General features: G+C 63.0%; 13 protein-coding genes. 8 read left to right on the top strand and 5 right to left on the bottom strand.

Going from position 1 to position 19,418, the window contains the following annotated elements:
* Positions 1-13: 13 nt before the first annotated feature.
* From NCR40_RS20710 to NCR40_RS20700, 3 genes are read right to left on the bottom strand one after another with little or no spacing between them, the layout of a single operon-like run.
* A complete protein-coding gene (locus NCR40_RS20710; RefSeq protein ID WP_244831248.1) occupies positions 14-214 on the bottom strand; it encodes a DUF1656 domain-containing protein in 201 nt (66 codons plus the stop codon).
* Positions 198-1,679, bottom strand: a complete 1,482-nt coding sequence (locus tag NCR40_RS20705) for an efflux transporter outer membrane subunit (RefSeq protein ID WP_250510511.1) — start codon at positions 1,677-1,679, stop codon at positions 198-200. Before NCR40_RS20705 ends, NCR40_RS20710 begins: the two co-directional genes overlap by 17 nt.
* A complete protein-coding gene (locus NCR40_RS20700) occupies positions 1,676-3,853 on the bottom strand; it encodes an FUSC family protein (protein ID WP_250510510.1) in 2,178 nt (725 codons plus the stop codon). Before NCR40_RS20700 ends, NCR40_RS20705 begins: the two co-directional genes overlap by 4 nt.
* Positions 3,854-4,047: 194 nt before the next feature.
* On the opposite strand from NCR40_RS20700, the gene NCR40_RS20695 reads away from it, so the two are divergent.
* The 8 genes from NCR40_RS20695 to NCR40_RS20660 all read left to right on the top strand — a co-directional run bounded on the left by NCR40_RS20695 (position 4,048) and on the right by NCR40_RS20660 (position 12,879).
* Positions 4,048-4,767, top strand: a complete 720-nt coding sequence (locus NCR40_RS20695) for a TetR/AcrR family transcriptional regulator (protein ID WP_250467922.1) — start codon at positions 4,048-4,050, stop codon at positions 4,765-4,767.
* Positions 4,768-4,946: 179 nt separating this feature from the next.
* Complete coding sequence (locus NCR40_RS20690) at positions 4,947-5,432, top strand: VOC family protein (RefSeq protein WP_244831244.1); 486 nt, start codon at positions 4,947-4,949, stop codon at positions 5,430-5,432.
* Positions 5,429-6,658: an FAD binding domain-containing protein gene (locus NCR40_RS20685; RefSeq protein ID WP_250510509.1), complete on the top strand. Its 1,230-nt coding sequence runs from the start codon at positions 5,429-5,431 to the stop codon at positions 6,656-6,658. The genes NCR40_RS20690 and NCR40_RS20685 overlap by 4 nt, the downstream gene beginning before the upstream one ends.
* Before the next feature lie 16 nt (positions 6,659-6,674).
* The gene (locus tag NCR40_RS20680) at positions 6,675-7,040 is read left to right on the top strand and encodes a DUF485 domain-containing protein (protein ID WP_244831242.1); all 366 of its coding nucleotides are present in this window, start codon (positions 6,675-6,677) and stop codon (positions 7,038-7,040) included.
* Complete coding sequence (actP, locus tag NCR40_RS20675) at positions 7,037-8,680, top strand: cation/acetate symporter ActP (RefSeq protein WP_250510508.1); 1,644 nt, start codon at positions 7,037-7,039, stop codon at positions 8,678-8,680. The genes NCR40_RS20680 and actP overlap by 4 nt, the downstream gene beginning before the upstream one ends.
* Positions 8,681-8,717: 37 nt before the next feature.
* Entirely contained in the window at positions 8,718-9,821 is a 1,104-nt protein-coding gene (locus tag NCR40_RS20670) for an amidohydrolase family protein (protein ID WP_250510507.1), read from the top strand.
* 152 nt (positions 9,822-9,973) lie between these two features.
* Positions 9,974-10,888, top strand: coding sequence for a helix-turn-helix transcriptional regulator (locus tag NCR40_RS20665; protein ID WP_250510506.1), 915 nt, complete (start codon positions 9,974-9,976; stop codon positions 10,886-10,888).
* A gap of 200 nt (positions 10,889-11,088) precedes the next feature.
* Positions 11,089-12,879 carry an ATP-binding protein gene (locus tag NCR40_RS20660; RefSeq protein ID WP_250510505.1) on the top strand — a complete coding sequence of 597 codons (1,791 nt, stop codon included), beginning with the start codon at positions 11,089-11,091 and terminating at the stop codon, positions 12,877-12,879.
* Here the strand turns inward: NCR40_RS20660 and NCR40_RS20655 are convergent.
* Both NCR40_RS20655 and NCR40_RS20650 read right to left on the bottom strand, forming a co-directional pair.
* Positions 12,866-13,687 carry an alpha/beta fold hydrolase gene (locus NCR40_RS20655; RefSeq protein ID WP_244831237.1) on the bottom strand — a complete coding sequence of 274 codons (822 nt, stop codon included), beginning with the start codon at positions 13,685-13,687 and terminating at the stop codon, positions 12,866-12,868. The two genes, NCR40_RS20660 and NCR40_RS20655, sit on opposite strands and share 14 nt — an antisense overlap.
* 139 nt (positions 13,688-13,826) lie before the next feature.
* Positions 13,827-19,412 carry an AAA family ATPase gene (locus NCR40_RS20650; RefSeq protein ID WP_250510504.1) on the bottom strand — a complete coding sequence of 1,862 codons (5,586 nt, stop codon included), beginning with the start codon at positions 19,410-19,412 and terminating at the stop codon, positions 13,827-13,829.
* Positions 19,413-19,418: the final 6 nt, after the last annotated feature.

Here is a 19,418-nt window from a genome sequence, read left to right as displayed (position 1 = left end):
TCATTGGGTGGTTTCATCGCCATGAGAGCAGCGAAGCGCCGCTGAACATCGCAGCGAAGAGCGCGACGCGAAAGAGGCTCGCGTGCCACGTAAAGCGATAAAACCCGAGCCGCGCCAGCACGAGATCGAGAACGACGAACAGCAGCACGCAGCCAGCAAGTATCGGCAGCAAGCCGGGCATGAGAAGCGAGAAGACGTCAATCTCGCGTGGCATCGGCGACTCCTTGCGTTGCTTCCCGCGGCATGGACGATGCAAAGCCGCCGCCCAGTTCCTTCATCAATAACGCCCAGGCATCGAGACGTTTCGCCCGAATCGTCGCGAGGCTTTGTTCCTGCTGCAACTGCGCATCCTGCGCGGCCAGCACGTTCAAAAACTCGGTGATGCCGCTGCGATACCCCGTGTCGGCAAGCTGAAACGACTTGCGCGCCGAATCGAGCGTGTCCTCGATCGACGCCTGCTGCTCGCCGAGCGAACGCAAGGTTACGACTTGCGTGGCAACGCCCTGCATCGCGCCGATCACGCTCTGGTTGTAGGCGTCGACGGCGGCATCGCGCGACGACACCGCGACGCCGTAGTTGCCGCGCCGCCGTCCGCCGTCGAAGATCGGCAGCGAGATCGCCGCGCCCACGCCGTGGCCCATGCCGTTGCTATCGACGAAGTTGAAGAAGCCGCCGAAAGTCGCCGCCGATCCCAGCGATGCCGTCGCCAGCAAGTTGATGTCCGGATAGAAATCCGCATGCGCCGCGTCGATGCCCTTGTCCGCTTGCAACACGCGCCAGCGCCCGGCCACCACGTCCGCGCGATGCCCGACGAGCTCGGCCGGCAGCGTCGCCGGCAGATCGACCGGCACGCTCAGCGCGAGGCCGGGACGGCGCAAGGCATCGGCATAACCCGGCCCCTTGCCCGCCAGCCCCGCAATGCCGATGCGCGAAAGCGCGAGTTGTTGCTGCGCTTCCTGCACGCGTGTCGTGCTCATGGCAAGTTGCGTCTGCGCCTGACTGACTTCGAGACCGCTGCCGACGCCCGCATGCCAGCGGCGCGTGGCGATATCGAGCGTGCGCTGCTGTTCGTTCTGCACGTCGCGATAGACATCGAGCAATGCGTATTGCAGCGACAACTGCACATAGCTGCGCACCACGGCCGTCTGCAGCTCGACTTCGGCGAAGCGCGCGTCGGCCGCCACCGCTTGCACGTTGTCGAGCGCGGCTTCGCGGATCGCGCGATTCTTGCCCCACAGATCGAGATCGTATGAAAGGTCAGCCTCGACGTTGTTGCTCCACACGGTCGTGCCGCCAGGCGGCGCGGGCGTGGTGTAGCGGGCATAACGTCTGCGCTCGAAGCTGCCGTTCGCGCTGACTTGCGGCAATTCGGCCGCGCCTGCGATCTGCGCCTGAAAACGCGCCGCGTCGATTCGCTCTTGCACCGCGCGCAGCCCGGGATTGCCTGCGGTCGCGTCCTGCACCAGCGTATTCAACTGCGGGTCGTTCCATTGACGCCACCAGGCGTCGGCGGGCCATTTCGCATCGGCTTGGGTCGCGCGCAGAGCGGCACCGGCATCGAGCGTGGCGGGGTCGATCATCGACTCGTGTGGGTGGATGCCGCCGCTCGTGATGCAGGCGGAAAGAAGCAGCGCGCAGCCGCTCGACGAGAAGAACCACGACAGGCGGCGCGTGTTCATGCCGGCGTCTCCTTCGTTTGCCATAACGCGAGGCTGTCATCGCGCAAGGTCAGCTCGGTGAAATGCAGCAACGCGCGCATGCGATACCGCTTGAGCGTCGCCGTATCGGTCGCGATGTTGTCTCCGAGCGGCAGCATGTCGAGCGCCCGGCGCGTCGCTATGAGCGCGTTCTGCGCGGCTTCGGGCGTCGTGTTCGAGAACACGCTCGCCAGCGCCGCAAGCCATGCGTCCTGTTCCGCCGCCCAGCCTTCCGGCAAGGTCGCGCCGAGTTGCGCGGTGTCGAGACGAATCTGAATCATCGAGCGGCCGATCTCGAGCGCCGCGAACGCCCAGCCGATCAGACGGTCACGATTCACGCGGGCATCTACCGGCGCGGATGCAATCTGCAAGATGAAATCGCGCAAGCTCAGTTCGAATGTATAGAGCAGGTCGGCGAGGTCGCCATTGCGCGCGTCATGCACGATCAACCCGCGAATCTGCTTCATGTACCGCGCGGAGATCCAGTCGCCCGCGCGCGGAACGAGCACCGAGAACGCGACCGCCGCCACCGCGATTCCGCCTAGCAGCGCGAAGCCGGTGTCGAGATAAGCGCTCGGGTTATAGACCGTCGGGTTCGTAATGCCGACGATGAAGCAGAAGTACAAGCTGAAGCCGAGCCCGAGTATCGCCGTCTTCGGGAACGTGTTCAGATAGCTGCCGATCATCACCACGATCGCCATCGACGCCGCCAGCAACTCGAACGTCTCGATGCGCGGCAGCACGAAGAAATTGAACGCGAAGCCTGCAAGCCATCCTCCAAGACAGCCGCCGAAAATTTGCCAGCTCGCAACCGTCGGGTTCGGTGCAAGCGCGAATAACGCGCTCGTGATCGCCACCGCGACGATGGCGGTTGCGCCTCCGACCCAGCCCGAGGCGATCCACGCCGCGCCGACCGCAAGCACGGCGACGGCGGCGCGCGCACCGGCGATGGTCGCGGCCGTGCGATTAGCCGTGGCCCGAGTCCTGCCGATGCGGCCGATTGCCTGCAGCACCGACTGCGACCACGGCAAGCGGCCGATGGTGCGCGCGTCGATATAGCTTCGGCACATCAGGCGCAGATCGGCCATCGAAAAGAACAGTGCCGCGCCCGTCGTCGATACGAACTGACGCTGATGCGCCGACAGATCCGCGAGCGCCTGCAACAGCTTGCCGAGGCGCGTGGGCAAGGCATCCTCGAAGGCATCGAGATCGCGCATCAGCGTTTCCACCGCTTCGAGCGTGACGAGTTGCGCGTCTGCCTCGTTCGGCACGACGGCGAGCAACGCGTCGATGAGATCGTAAGCGGCCGCGAGAGCGCGCGGGTCAGCTTCGGCGGCGACACTTAACTTCAGTTGATGCAGCGCGTGAATCCACGCGACGGTATCGAGAAAACCGCGGTCGAGATCGAGATAGACATGGTTGTGAAGACGGATAGCCGGGTCTTCGAACACGGCGCCGCTGCGCAGGCTTTCCACTTCCACACGCTCGCGAATCAGCGAGAGGAAGGTGTCGAAACCGGTAAGCGTCGCGGTGCGGTCGAGCATCGCGTGCATGGCGTTGAGCAAGTCCGTGAAGTTCTTGCGGCTGGCCGCATAGAGCGCGGGCGTGACAGAGCGCGGAAAGATCACCGCGCTGACCACGCTCGCGCAGACCACGCCGATCACCACCTCGCTCACGGTGAATACGACGTTGTCGTACACGCCATAAGGATTGGACCACGCCGGTATGGCCGTGATGGCGGTGCCGTATCCTGTCAGCACGAAACCATACGACTGAAAATTGCGGTAGTAGGACGCGCCGAACACGCACACGCCGATCCACACCGCGAGCGCGATCAAAAAAAGCCACGGCTGCTGCGGAAACAGCGCGATGAGCACGAGCCCCGCAAAGCTGCCGCACACCATGCCGAGCCCGCGATAGAAGCCACGCGCGATCACCATGCCGCTTTGCTGATGCATCATCACGATGATGCACGAGACCATGGCGGTGGCCGGCGTGCGCAGTTCGAGCCGCATGCACACGCCCATTGCAAGCGACATGGCAAGCGCCACTTTCGCGATATGCCTGAAGCGGGGTCCGTCGTCGTTCCAGTATGTCTTCAGCTCTTCCCGCCATCGAGGCAGGGCCGCGCTGCCGGCATCGGCTTGCAGGGTCATGGGGCGCTCGTCGCTTGTTCGTGCGGATATTCGCGTGGTATGGAGTCTGCTGCGAACGCGGACCAGGCAATTGCACAATCGCACGCTTTTTGCGCATGCGCTGCATGAAATGACCGGCCATGAGACGTGCTCGCGTAGTCAGGTCCGGCTAATCTTTGTATGATGCGTCCCAACACAACAGGTACCAGCCAGCCATGCCGAGAAAAGCGCGGAACAGCGAAACCCCGCCGAAGATCGAAGACGTCGAACAGGAAAAGCTCGTCACGCGCCGCTTGGCGCCGGAGGTTCGCGAACGGCAGATCGTGCTCAAGGCCGTCGATCATTTCGCCACGCATGGATTCTCCGGCAGCACGCGTGAACTCGCGCGTCAACTCGACATCACGCAGCCGCTTCTGTACCGCTACTTTCCGAGCAAGGAAGCGTTGATCGACCGCGTGTATGAAGAGGTCTATCAGTGGGACACGAGCTGGGAGAACCTCATCAAGGACCGCGACCTGCCCATTCAGGAACGCATGGTGCGTTTCTATTCGGCGTATTCGGTGGTGATCCTGCGGCGCGAGTGGATTCGCATCTTTATCTTCGCGGGACTGACGCGCGAAGGCATCAACTCGAAATATCTGACGCGTCTGCGTGAGCGCGTGTTTCTTCCGGTGATGGCGGAGATTCGTCTTGCCTATGGACTGCCCGCGCCCGCCAGCGCGCGTCAGCGGGAGATCGACCTCGAACTGATCTGGAGCCTGCACGCCAGCATTTTCTATCTCGGCGTGCGCAAGTGGATCTACGGTCTGCCTGTCACCGACGACGTCGAAGATCACATCGCGCGTCAGGTCGACGCCTTCTTGAACGGCGTGCCCGCCGCGCTCAAACACGCAACCAAGCAGCCCGCGCGCATCAAACCGGGCGCCAAAGCCTGAGTCCGCTTCCAGGCCGGCAAACGCGCCGGCCGTTCGTCTTATTCCCATCGCATCACTCCCGCCTCGTGGTTTTTCAGGGTAAACACCGGCGATGCGCCGCTTTATCCCGCTCCCCGCTTCACCTACAATTTATCAAACGATCACTAATCGATCGATAAATAATTTGTTAGGAGCCGAAGATGCCTGTTACGAAACTTGCCCACTACTCGATCCGCACGACCGATCTCGAACAGTCGTGCCACTTCTATGAACGCATCCTCGGCTTCAAGCGCGGCTATCGTCCGCCCTTCGACTTTCCCGGCGCGTGGCTCTACAAAGGCGGCGACGAAGTGGACTTCGGCACGGTTCATATCATTGGCGTGGATCCGAACAATCCCGAAGGACTCACCGCATATCTCGGCGACAAGGCCTTGCCCGCGAGCGGAACGGGCACGGTCGATCACATTGCGTTTCTCGCGACGGGCGTCGAAGAGATGTGGCAGACGCTGACGAGCGAAGGCATCGCGTGGCGCGATCGCACGGTGCCAAGCCTCGGCTTGCATCAAGTGTTCATCGAAGATCCGTCGGGCGTGACTATCGAACTCAACTTCCCCGCCGAAGAACTGAGCCGCCTCACGCACGCACGACCGTCGAGCAAGCAAAACCCCGTCAGCGAAGGAGAATGAGCATGGTCCAGAGTTCCAAACGATCCAGAGCGATCATCGTCGGCGGTTCGCTCGGCGGGCTTTTCGCAGCGAACCTGCTGGTGCGTAACGGCTGGGATGTAGACGTGTTCGAGCGCGTGCCGGATGAACTCGCCGGACGCGGCGCGGGCATCGTAACCCATCCCGAACTTTTCGATGCACTCGGCGCAGCCGGCATTCAAATCGACGATGGCATCGGCGTGAAGGTGCGTTCACGCGTGACCTTCGCGCAGGACGGCGCGGTGCTGTCCGAACGCGATCTGCCGCAAACGCTGACCGCGTGGGGCAAGATGTATCACGTGCTGCGCGCTGCGCTTCCCGACGTGCACTATCACGCTGGAGTAACGGTGGCATCGGTGGAAGATGACGGCGATCGTGCAACCGTCACGCTCGGCGACGGGGCGATATTGCACGCCGATCTCGTCATCGCGGCGGATGGCTTCAAATCGGCTATTCGCGAGCGCTTGATGTCCGAAGTGAAGCTGCAATATGCCGGTTATATTGCGTGGCGCGGTCTTGTCGATGAAGCCTCGCTGTCGCGTGAAACCCGCGACGCGCTCTTCGACAAGTTCGCGTTCTGCCTGCCGCCGCGCGAGCAGATTCTCGGCTATCCCGTGGCCGGTCAAGGCAATAGCACGACGCCCGGCGAGCGCCGCTACAACTTCGTGTGGTATCGCGCGACGAGCGAAGATGTCCAGCTTCCCGATTTGCTGACCGATGCATCGGGCAAGCGCTGGACCGGCGGCATTCCGCCGACGCTCATTCGCGCCGACGTGCTCGCCGACATGGAAGACGCCGCGCTCACGCTGCTCGCACCGCAATTCGGCGAAGTCGTGACGCGCGCGACGCAACCGCTCTTTCAGCCTATCTTCGATCTCGAAGTGCCGCGCATGGCCATCGGCCGCATCGCGCTGCTGGGCGATGCCGCGTTCGTTGCGCGTCCGCATTGCGGCATGGGCGTGACCAAGGCAGCCAGCGACGCCATGACGCTCGTCAAGGTACTGAAGACGCATGGCGATGTGCAAGACGCGCTTGCCGGCTACAGCCTCGAACGCACGCAAGTGGGCACGGCTATCGTGCAGCACGCGCGCCATCTCGGCGCATACATGCAGGCGCAGTTGAAGACGGAAGTCGATCGCGAGATGGCCGAGCGCTACCGCACGCCCGATGCCGTCATGCGCGAGACCGCCGTTCCCGCGCGGTTCTGATGACAAAGGAGACGACGTGGATCACAGCGCCCCAACCTATGCGATGAACGCGCACGTCATCGCCGAAGAACCGCCGCCGCACATGGCGAACCCGTTGCTCGACGACCCGCGCTTTCAGGCGCTCGTGCAAAAACGCCGCGCCTTCTCGTGGATGCTCACGCTCCTCATGCTCACGGTGTACTTCGCCTTCATCCTCACGCTGGCATTCGCGCCCGCGTTGCTCGGCCGGCCGATTGTCGCCGGTTATCCCGCGACGTGGGGCATTCCAGTCGGCTTCGGCATGTTCGTCTTCACGTTCGGCATCGTGGCGGTGTATGTCGCGCGAGCCAACACTTTCCATGACCGCGCCGTGAACGAAATCCGACAAGGAGCACGGCAATGAAACGTATCTCTCTTTCGCTCGGCGCGTTGATCTGCGCTGTCACTTCGATCTCTGCCGATGCCGCCGAAGTCGCGTCGGCGTCACGCTCGCATAATCCGATAGCGATCGGCATGTTCCTCGTTTTCGTCGCATCGACATTGTTCATCACGCGCTGGGCGGCAAGGAAGAACCACAGCGTGTCCGATCACTACGCTGCGGGCGGCAAGATCACCGCGTTCCAGAATGGCTGGGCAATAGCGGGCGATTACATGTCGGCCGCGTCGCTGCTAGGCATCTCCGCGCTGGTCTTCACGAGCGGCTACGACGGTCTCATCTATTCCATCGGCTTTCTCGCGAGCTGGCCGATTATCCTTTTCCTGATCGCCGAACCGTTGCGCAACCTCGGCCGTTATACGCTCGCCGACGTGGTGTCCTATCGCCTGCAACAACGGCCGATTCGTGCGTTCGCCGCGTCGAGCTCCATCGTGATCGTGCTGCTATACCTCGTCTCGCAGATGGTCGGCGCGGGCAAACTCGTCGAACTGCTGTTCGGCTTCGACTACACGGCGGCGGTCGTGCTGGTCGGCGTGCTCATGGTGGTGTACGTGTTCTTCGGCGGCATGCTCGCCACCACATGGATTCAGATCATCAAGGCAGCGCTTCTGCTGGCGGGCGCGGCTTTCATGGCGTTCATGGTGTTGAGCCGCTTCGGCTTCAGCATGAACGCGCTCTTTGCACAGGCGATCCTCGCGCATCCAAAACACGCCGCGATCATGAGCCCTGGCGGTTTGGTATCCGATCCCGTCTCCGCCGTTTCGCTCGGCCTCGCGCTGATCTTCGGCACGGCCGGACTGCCGCATATCCTGATGCGCTTCTTCACGGTCGGCGACGCCCGCGCCGCGCGCAAGAGCATTCTGTACGCGACGGGCATCGTGGGAATCGGCTATGCGCTCATCATCGTCATCGGCTTCGGCACGATTGCGCTCGTGGCGACCGATCCGCTCTATCACAGCGCATCCGGCGGCGTGATCGGCGGCGTGAACATGGTGGCCCTGCATCTGGCGCATGCGGTGGGCGGCAACGTGTTCCTCGGCTTCATGTGCGCGGTCGCGTTCTCGACGATCCTGGCCGTGGTCGCAGGCCTGACGCTCGCCGGTTCCTCGGCGGTATCGCACGACCTGTATGCGAACGTGCTGCGCCGCGGACGCGCGACGGATCGCGAGGAAATGCGCGTGTCGCGGCTCACCACGCTCGTGCTCGGCGTGCTGGCCATCTTGCTTGGCATTGCGTTCGAGAAGCAGAACATCGCGTTTATCGTGAGTCTCACGTTCTCGATCGCGGCAAGCTCCAATTTTCCGGTGCTGTTGCTGTCGATCTACTGGCGCGGCCTAACCACGCGCGGCGCGGTGATAGGCGGTTCGCTCGGTCTGATCTCGGCCGTCACGCTCACCATCCTGAGCCCGACCGTCTGGGTCCAAGTGCTTGGTCACGCGCACGCCATCTATCCGTACGAATATCCCGCGCTCTTTTCCATGCTCGTCGCCTTCGCGAGCGTGGTCTTCTTCTCGATCACCGATCACTCGGCGCGCGCCGTGCGCGAACGTGCGCTCTATGGCAATCAGCTCGTGGACTGCGAGCTCGGCATGATCAAAAACGGCTGAGACAGGCCGATCGAAATCCATCACGGAGACATGACTCATGGATTGCACTTGCTGCATCTCGCCGAAGCGCCGTCGTCTGCTTGGAACCATGGCCGCGCTCGCGGGCGGCTTCGCTTCGGGCCTTCCGAACGCATCCGCCCGAGCCAATGCGACAGTCAAAGGCAAATCGATCGACATTCACGCGCACTATTACCCCGAAAGCTATTGCGAACTCGTCGGCAGCGACGGCGACAGATTCGGCGGCAAGTTCACCTGCGATGCGAGCACCTTCAGCTTTCAGACGCCTGCTGGCGGCCTCGGTCCGCTGCCGCTCAAATTCATCCGTATCGACGAACGGCTTGCCGATATGGACGCGTCCGGCGTCGACGTACAGGCGCTCTCGCTCAGCGTGCCGATGGCCTATTGGGCCGACCGCGCCTTCAACGCGAAGCTGGCAACGACATGGAACACGGCGGCATCCGCGGTTCACGTGCAGCATCCGACGCGCTTCGTCGTCCTCGCGACGCTGCCGATGCTGAACGCGCACGACGCCATCGACGAACTCGAACGTGCGTCCGAATTGCCGGGCGTACGCGGCGTCTATATGGGCACGAACATCAACAACCGCGATCTCGACGATCCGTTGTTCGAGCCGGTCTTCGCACGCATCGAACAACTCGATTTGCCGGTGTTCCTGCATCCGCAACAGACGGTCGGCGGCGCGCGGCTCACCGACTTCTACCTGAGCAATCTGCTCGGCAATCCATTCGATACCGCCATTGCCGGATCGCATTTGATTCTCGGTGGCGTCATGGACAGGCATCCGCGACTCAACGTCACCTTGCCGCACGCGGGCGGCGCGTTGCCTATCCTCATGGGCCGTATCGATGCGGGCTGGAACGTGCGGCCCGAAACGCGGAGGCTTGCGCAGAAGCCGAGCAGCTACCTGCGCCGCTTCAATTACGACACGGTGTCGCATTCCGGGCCGGTGCTCGATTTCCTGATAAAGAACATCGGCATAGACAGGCTCGTGCTCGGCAGCGACTACTGCTTCGATATGGGTTATGAACAGCCGGTCACGTTTCTGGACCGCCTAGAGCTGCCGCCCGAGCAGAAGAATCTGATCCTCGGCGGCAACGCGGCGCAATTGCTCAAGATATGAGATTGACGCCCGGCGACTGAACGAAAATTAATATTTGTCGCGGACAATTTCCAAGATAATCCACGGATTCCGCCGGTTATGACCATCGCTTGATTATGGCAACGCAAACGCCGCATGCGTGAGTGCAGCGTGACGAGCAAGGGTGACGGACCATGTTCAACCAGACAGATATTTCCAGCACCACGGCGCCGCGTCAGAAAGACTCGCTCGGCTGTCTTTCGACGCAGCTGCACAAGGACCTCGAACTGCGCGCGGGCGACTTCACGTTCTATCGCAAATGCAGGCGCGAGGAAAAGACGAGCGAAGTCGTCACGCCCGCGTCCGATCGCGGCTTTCTCATCGGTGTCTCGCTCGCGGCGGGACATCGCCGGCGCATCATCACGGGTAGCCGTTCGGCGCTGCACGAGTTCAGGAAGGACTCGGTCTATATCCGCAATTTCGAGGACGACTACCGCGCCGATCTGCACGGCGCGTTCGACTTCGTGCTGATGGAATTTTCGCGGTCGTTCATCGTGAACACGGGCTATGAGCGAAACGGCACGACCATTTCCGGCTTCTCGGCGCCGCCCGGACGCGAGGACGCCATCTTCGGCCAGCTCGCGCAGGTGCTCGCGCTGACGCTGGATCGTTCGTCCGAGACCAGTGCGCTTTTCCTCGAACAACTCGGCGTCACCATCGGCACGCATCTCGTGGATCGATACGGCGACGCGACCGCGAAAGCGCTCAAGCCGGGGCCGCGTCTTTCGAGTATTCAGGAAGCGCGCGCCAAGGAGATGCTGCTCGCCAAAACCGATGACAACGTATCGCTCGAAGCCATCGCGAGTGCATGCAACTTGTCGCGCAGCTACTTCATCCGCGCGTTTCGCGAGACCACGCAGCGCACGCCGCATCAATGGGTGCTGGAGCAACGCATCGAACATGCGCGCATGCTGCTTCGCAAATCGACGTGGTCGCTTGCGGAGATCGCCATTGCATGCGGCTTCTCCGATCAAAGCCACTTCAGCCGCACGTTCTCGCAACTGGTCGGCACGCCGCCCGGAAACTGGCGCAGGCAAGCGGGTAATTGACACAGCCTTTCTTCAGTCGATACCTCGCGTCGTCACATCCATAGACTTTCATACAAAGCATCGCACTTACGTGCAATACGCATGAACGGCGCTGCGCTAACTTGATCGTGCCGAGGCTGCGCACGCCACTTTCTTATCCCGCGCCGACCTTAGCTTCTCCCTCGCGTTTCGCTCCCTTTCCCCAACCTGGAAACGTCACGATGCAAATAGGCGGATTTCAGATCGATCTGGAGATGCGCGCCTTATGGCGAAACGGCGAACTCGTGCGTCTCGGCTCGCGCGCTTTCGATATCCTCGCCGTGGTCGCGGCGGCTGGCGGCCGTCTCGTCTCGAAGGACGAGGTGATGAACGCCGTATGGCCCGACACCGTCGTCGAGGAGAACAATATTCATGTTCATCTCTCGGCGTTGCGCAAGGTGCTCGGCGCGGACCGCGACCTGATTCTCACCGTGCCCGGCCGTGGCTATCAACTCCTGCAACGCAAGCCGAGCACGCCATCCGATGAAGCGCGGCTCAAGCCCGCTTGCGGCCGCCGTCTTCCGCCGCAAAAATCCGCGTTGCTCGGACGCGATACGGAAATCGCCACGATCCGCGCCATGCTGCGCAACTCGCACGTGTTGACGGTGACGGGCGCGGGCGGCATCGGCAAGACGCGGCTCGCTATCGAGGCGGCCCGTCATAGTGCCGAAGACTTTCCAGAACCGGTGTGCTTCGTCGAACTCGCCGCGTTGACGACGCGCGAGGGCGTGCTGTGCGCCATCGCGGAGAGTTGCGGCATTGCCTTGCCCGATACGCATATCGATGTAGCGCGCGTGGCCGCGACACTCGCCGGCCAGTCGAAACTCCTGCTGCTCGATAACGCCGAACATGTGGTCGGCGCCGTGGCGCAGATCGTCGATGCACTCGTCGCCGGCAACGAAAAGCTGCGCGTGCTGGTGACGAGCCGTGAGCCGTTGCGCGTGATGGCAGAGAGCATCTTCCGAGTGGAACCGCTCGACGTGCCTCCCGCCGATGCCACGGACGCCGATATTCTCCGATGCTCCGCCGTGAGCCTCTTCATCCTACGCGCCGATTCGTTGCAGGAAAGCGTGGCGACCGACAGCGCGGAGATCCGGCTCGTCGGTGAAATCTGCCGGCGTCTGGACGGCCTCCCGCTTGCCATCGAACTGGCCGCCGCGCGCGTCGCCGCGCTCGGCGTGGAAGGCGTCTGCCGCAGGCTGGACGACCGCATGGCGATTCTCGCGGGCGGTTACCGCACCGCGCTGCCGCGTCATCAAACCTTGCGCGCCACTTTCGACTGGAGCTTCGCGCTGCTGGACCGCGACACGCAATCCGTGTTCTGGCGGCTCGCGCTTTTTAGCGGCAGGTTCTCTTTCGAGTCGATGTGCGCGGCAGTCTGCGACGAAGAGCACACGACAGCGGACGCCATCGGCGGCATCACCGAACTGGTCGCGAAGTCGCTCGTGAGCGTCGAATTCGAGCGCGCCACCGCGCGCTATCGTCTGTCGGAATCGACGCGCGCCTATGCGCTGGAAAAGCTGCGCGCCAACGGCGAATTGCGCGAGATCATCCGCCGCAATGCGCGTCATGTTGCACGACAGATCGCGGCCACAGCCTGCGGCCTCGACGACCATCCGGCCGCCTTCCAGCACACGCTGGACGATGCGCGCGTCGCGCTCGACTGGGCGATGTCCGTGGACGGCGATGTCCGCGTGGGTATCGAACTGGCGTCGCATCTCGTCGGCGCACTAAGCGTCGCGCATCTTTTCGACGAGTGCCGCATGCGCGCCGCGCTCGCCGTCGATGCCATCGCGAAGCTGCCGGCGGGAACGGCAGACGCAGCGATCGAGAAGCGGCTGCGCGCGGCGTTGACAGCGGCGGCGCCCGTGGTCCACGAGACGCCGCCGCTGCCTGCGCGACCCGCCCGCTGGCCGCTTTCCAGGCGCTTGCACAAGCCTGCGCTGACCGCCACGCCGCTTACGACTGGATGAACTCCAGCAGGTCCGCGTTGACGCGATCCGCGTGCGTGGTGCACATGCCATGCGGCGCGCCTTCGTAAATCTTCAGCTTCGCGTTCGGCATGAGCTTCGACGAGAGCTTGCCGGAATCGTCGAGCGGAACGATCTGATCGGCGTCGCCTTGCAGCACGAGCGCGGGCACCGTGACCTGCTTCAGGTCTTCGGTGAAGTCCGTCTCCGAGAACGCCTTGATGCAGTCGTACATGCCTTTGATCGAACCCAGCATGCCGAGCAGCCAGAACGAATCGATCGTGCCTTGCGACACTTTCGCGCCGGGCTTGTTGAAGCCGTAGAACGGCATCGCGAGGTCCTTGAAGAACTGCGCGCGGTTATCGTGCACGCCTTTGCGAATGTCGTCGAACACGGATAGCGGCAGGCCGCCCGGGTTCGCTTCGGTCTTGAGCATGATCGGCGGCACGGCCGAAACCAGCACGACCTTCGACACGCGCTTTGCGCCATGACGCGCGATATAGCGCACCACTTCTCCGCCGCCGGTCGAATGGCCGACCATCATGATGTCTTGCAGATCGAGCGCTTCGATCAGCTCGGCAAGATCGTCGGCATAAGTGTTCATCTCGTTGCCGTTCCACGGTTGCGATGAACGGCCGTGGCCGCGACGGTCATGCGCGATCACGCGATAACCGCGTTCGGCGAGGAACATCATCTGCGCGTCCCACGCGTCGGCATCGAGCGGCCAGCCGTGAGAAAACGTGATCGCCGGGCCCGTGCCCCAGTCCTTGTAATAGATTTCCGTGCCGTCCTTGGTCGTGATGTAAGCCATGTCCGCTACTCCTTCTCGATTGATTGACCGGCCCGTGCCGGTGTGTCATGCGTGAAGGGAGTATTCGCGATTCGTGGCACGGCACGCTTGGTTATCGCCCGGCTTTTGTGGATTTGCACGATAGCTTCACGCAACGACTTCAAGCGACCGCCGACAGCGTGAAGACGAACACCGTCCCACGCGGATACGCCGGTCCCGCGGTGAGCGTCCCGCCATGCGCCTCGATGATCGACCTGCAAATGGCGAGCCCCATGCCCATGCCGGTGTCCTTCGTGGTGAAGAACGCGTCGAAGATGCGCTCGGCAATGTCTTCGCGAATGCCATCGCCGTTGTCCTGCACGGACACGATCACGGTGCCCCTGTCGTCGATGCAGGACGTGACGGCGAGCAGGCGCTGACGCGCATCGAGATGGCTCATGGCATCGGCGGCGTTCATGACGAGATTGAACAGCACCTGTTGCAGTTGCACGCGATCAGCCGTTACCGAACAACGCGCAGCCAAGTCGAGCCGCACGAGGACTCCGCGTTGTTCTATTTCCGCCGCCGCCAGTTCGAACACTTCGCGCACGACGTAATCGATATAGACCGGCGCGAAAATAGGCTTGGTTTCCTTCGCAAGCGTCTGCAATGCGCGGATGATATCGCCCGCCCGCTTGCCGTCCTTGACGATCTCGCGCAGGCCGCTCGATGCCTCGGCCAGATCCGGCTCGGGCCGGTTGAGCCAGCGCACGGACGCACTCGCGTTCGACACGATGGAAGCCAGCGGCTGATTGATCTCGTGCGCGATCGAAGCGGCGAGTTCGCCCATCGTCGATGCGCGCGATGCCTTCGCCAGTTCGCTCTTCGCGTTCTGCAAGGCGAGTTCGGTCACGTGCCGTTCGGTCAGGTCGGTGACCACGCCGACGAAGCTGCTTACGCCGGACGGTTCTCCCAGCACTTCGAGATGCTTGATGGCGCCGTCCGGCGCGACCACGCGAAACTTCTGCCGGAAGGGCACGCGCTTGTGCGCGGCACGCTCGACCATCTCCCGATAAAACGCGACGTCCTCGGGATGAATGCGCTCCATGATCGCGCGTGTCGCGGGACCGCTCGCATCCATTGGCAAGCAAAACACGTTGTAGAGTTCTTTCGACCAATAGCGCTCGCCCGTCAGCGTGTTCCAAATATAGCTTCCCGAGCGGCCTATCCGCTGCCCGAGCGCGAGCGCTTCCTCGCTCATGCGCAAGGCCGCTTCCGTTTCCTTGCGACGCTTGTTTTCTTCGAGCAACTCGGCATAAAGACGCGCCGTTTCGAGCGATATGGCCGCCTGCGACGCGAGCATTTCGAGCACCGACGTGCGGCTCTCCGTGAACACGCCCGTCGTCAGATCGTTTTCGAGGTAAAGCGCGCCGACGGCATGCCCTTGCTTCACGAGCGGCAGACAGCATACGGAACGAACCGGCCTGCTGGACAAGGCTGCATCGAAGGAAAATCGCGGATCGTGCTGCGCGTCTTCCACCACCACGGGCTTACGCGTGCGCAGCGCCGTGTACAGGACCGAAGCGGGCAAATCCTCGCGCACGGGCGCTTCGCCGGCCAGCTGAACCTGTACGCCCTCGGGCGTCTCCTGTCCGCGCGCTTCGGCCACGGGCACGTTGCCTTGCATGAGAATCAGGATGCCGCTGCGCGCGCCGGCGTGAACGATGGCGAGCGTGACGAGCGTGCGGATCAGCTTGTCGAGCACGATCTCCTCGGAGAGCGCCTGCGACGACTTCAGCGCCGACAGCAAATCGAAGCGATGCTGCGCATCCTCGATTTCGACCGATGGACGGGACGCCACCGGAACCTCGGGGAGCGCTTGACGCACGGCCGTCGCGCGTGCCGGACCCGCATCGCGTTCGAGTCGGCCGACGAGCGCATGCGCGCCCCAGCGCGCATAACCGTCGATCGCGCGCCGCCGATGTTCCCGCGCGGCCGTAAAGAGCCCGTTCGCTTCGCAGCACGCGCACGCCAGCCGATGCGCGAGTGCATCGATATGACTGAAGCCGCTTTCGGACGCTGCGGCTGCCGCTTCCTCATAACGCGCCAGCGCTTCGAGCGGCTTGGCGAGCAGACGAGCGATTTCGGCTTCGACCAGCAACAGCTTGTCGAGAAACGTCGCCGGATTGAGTTTCGCCCAGACCGTAAGCTTCGCGAGATGCGGTTCGATGCGCGCAATGGCTTCGTCCGCTTCGTACATTTGCGCGAGATTGAGCGCCGAATAGAAGTGATAGTCCAGTTGATGCACGTGCGCGGGCGTCGCCCACGTCAGCTCGCCGGCTTCAGCGAGGCAATACGACGCGTTGCGGTAATCGCCATGAAAGTAGCAGGACATGCCCTTTAGCAGCCAGATCCAGAAACGCAGCGTCGTCATCTGCGTGTCGAGCAGATCGGCGTCGAAGGTCATGCGTCCGTCCACCACCGAGCCGAAATTGCCCGGCAGTCCCGGCCCGCCCGTCAGGCTGTGTACGTAGCGCTTTTGCAGTTCCAGGATGTCCTCGACATCCCGGAATCTCACGCGTCGCGCGAACGACAAACCCAGGTCGATTTCGCGATCGACCTGTTCGAGCGGCGCGCCCATCGTCAGCAGATCGGAGACGATGTGATTGCATGCGTAACAACTCATCGTGAGGTCGCCGCTCGGCCTGGCGGATTCGAACGCATCGCGCGCGCAGGCCAGCACGTAGGGCAGCGGCTGGGTCCAGACGGCGACCGTATCGAGCGCCACCAGCGTGCTCGTGGCGACCGTGTTGAAGCCGCGCGATTCGACCAGCGTGCGCGCCAGCCGCGAGAACTCGAAGCCTTCCTCGTAGCGCCCGAAGAACTCGGCGACATAGACGCCGAACCACGACAGACAGTGCGCCGATGCTGCCGTGATGCCGTGGTCGATGGTCATCTGCACCATGTGGCACAGATGCAGAAAACCGAGCCGTTCATCGACGAACGATGCGGGCGCGTAGACGCTCGCGAGCAGGTTCATCTCGGACTCGATCTTCTCGTCGCGCAACGTCGGCAGGTTCGCGAGCGAGGCGATGCTTCGCGATGCAAGCGACGCGTTGAGCTTGCCATACGCGGCTTCGACATCGGCGGCTTGCGGAAAGCGCGGCAGAATCGTGCCGAACAGCCGAACGCCTTCGAGCGCGGTTTCGACGGCGGCTTCATAGTCCGACAGATGCTGCTGCATGTCGACCTTGAGTTTGTAGACCGACGCGCGCGCGACGACAGACAGGTCCTCGCGCAAGAGCGTGGCGATCTCTTTACCGGCAGCGTCGAAATCGGCGTTCAGGATGTGACACTGCACGCGCAACACGCCCATTTCATAGCTTGCGGCGTGGGCCTGCGCCGCGCCGTTCGCGTGCAGCAGCGCCTGCACGACGTCCAGATAATTCAGCGCGGAACGGATAGCGATCGCTTCTTTCGCCTGACGCGCCGCTTGCAAACAAACCGTGGCGAACACGTCGGTCTCGTCTGCATCGAGTTCGAGAAGCGCGCCCGCCGCCTGAGCGCGTTCGATATGGTGCGCCACGTCGAACGCCGATTGCAGCGTCCGCGCATTGAAGTCTCGCAGCAAAATGCGCGCGATGCGGGCGTGTTCGACACCGCGCTCGTGCTCGGGCGTCAATGCATACGCCGCCTCTTGCACGCGGTCGTGAGCGAAGGCAAAGCCCGTGCGGTCGGATACGACGAGCCCTGCTTCGAGCGCGGGTTGCAGACGCCGCGCCGACTCGACGCCATCGCCGGGATCGATCAGCATGAGTGTCGAACGGTCGAGCCGTCGTCCCATGAACGCGAGCAGCCTGAGCACCGCCTGCGCCGCTGGCGGCAGGCGCGAAAGCCGCGTCACCATCAGATCGACGACGTTATCCGACGATTCGTACTCGCCGATACGTTCCAGGTCCCACGTCCAGCGACGCGCCTCGCCGTCGTAGACGATCATCCGATGTTCCGCCAGCACGAGCAGCAGTTGCTTGATGAAGAACGGGTTGCCGCCGGTTTTTTCGTGCACCACCGCCGCGAGCGGAAAGACATGCGCGCCATCGGAATGAAGTGCGTCGGCGAGCAAGGCCACGACATTCGCCGGATCGAGCGGCCCGACAGCCAGCGAACTCACGCGCGCGCCGGCATCGGGCAACGAATCGAGGAACGCCTTGAACCGTGGCGAGCGATCCACTTCGTTATCGCGATACGCGCAGATCAGGAGCACATGACGCATATCGGCATGCGCCACGAAAGCGGCGATGAAGTTCAGCGTGGCCTCGTCGAACCAGTGAACGTCGTCGAAGAAGAGAATCAGCGGATGCGCTTCTGTCGCGAACACGGACAAAAGCCGCGAGATCAGCGCCTGAAAGCGCAACTGCGCTTCCACGGGCGGCAACTCCGCTACGTCGGGCGGCTCGCCGAGCACGAGTTCCAGCTCGGGAATGAAGTTAACGATGAGTTTTCCCTGCAAACCGACCGCCTCGCAAAGCACGGCGCGCCAGCGGTCGAGTTCGCTGTCGCTCTCACCGAGAATGCGCTGAAAGAGCGAACGGATGGCCTGCATCAACGGCGCATAAGGCGCGTTCTGACCGTACTGTTCGAGCTTGCCGGAAGCGAAGAGCGCGGCACTTTGCGCGGTCGCGCGATGCACGCTGCGCACGAGTTCCGACTTGCCCGCGCCCGAATAGCCGGACACGAGGATGAGTTCGGCGGCGCCCTGTCGCGCGTTACGATCGAAGGCGTCCCGCAGCGCCTGATATTCATGCACACGTCCAAACAGACGATGCGTGAAGGCGAGATTTTTGACGTTGTCTTTCGCGGCCGGTTCGAACGGGACGATATGCTGCATCTCGTTCCAGTCGGCAAGACAGTGCCGCAGATCGGCTTCGAGACTCGACGCACTTTGATAGCGTTCCGCAGGACTCTTGGCAAGCAACTTGAGTACGATTGAACCCAGCACATCGGGCAATGACGCGCGGTAGCGGCGCGGATCGGCGGGCTGTCGCGCGACGTGATTGAAGATCCATTCGACCGCATCCGCCGCTTCGAACGGCAAGTGGCCGGTCAATAGCTCGTACAGGGTCACGCCGAGAGAATAGAGATCGCTGCGCTCGTCGGCCTGTTCTTCCGCGCGTCTCGCCTGCTCCGGCGACATATACGCCAGCGTGCCGCTCAAGGTATCGGCGTGGTCGATAAACTCAGCAGCTTCGCTCGTCGAAGCGCGAAAGCCGAGCAAGCGCACCGTGCCATCGGCGCCTTCCAGCAGATTCGAAGGCTTGATGTCGCCGTGCAGAACGCCGCGTTCGTGCGCGAGCGCGAGCGACTGCGCCGCGCCCACGGCAATGCGCAGAAAGCGGCCGAGTGCAATCGTGCCATCGGCGCGTGGAAGAATCGGCGCGCCACCCTGGTCTTCATAGACGAGCACCGGCCCGCGTTCGAGCCTCAAGAGCGCGAGCGGCCGCACGGCCCACGCGGAATCGAGCTTCCCGGCCGGCGCAAACTCTTGCCTGAGACGCCGCAACACGGCATCGGAAGAAGGACCGGCAGGCGCCGCGACGAGCCAGGACCGCGCGCCGTCTTGCGTTCTCGCGCGATGCCGCACGATCTCGCCATCCACGAGCAGCGCTTCGAGTACGAGCTGATCGAACCAGAGCTGATCGAAATGCACGGCGATGCCGGAGCCAGACGACGCCTTGCGCGTCCCGTCGATGAATGCCTCGGTGCTCAATTCATC

Source organism: Caballeronia sp. GACF4 (genome assembly GCF_023631025.1).
GTDB lineage: Bacteria > Pseudomonadota > Gammaproteobacteria > Burkholderiales > Burkholderiaceae > Caballeronia.
Note: the sequence above shows the minus strand (reverse complement) of the source record. Positions and strands in the feature narration are given on the sequence as shown.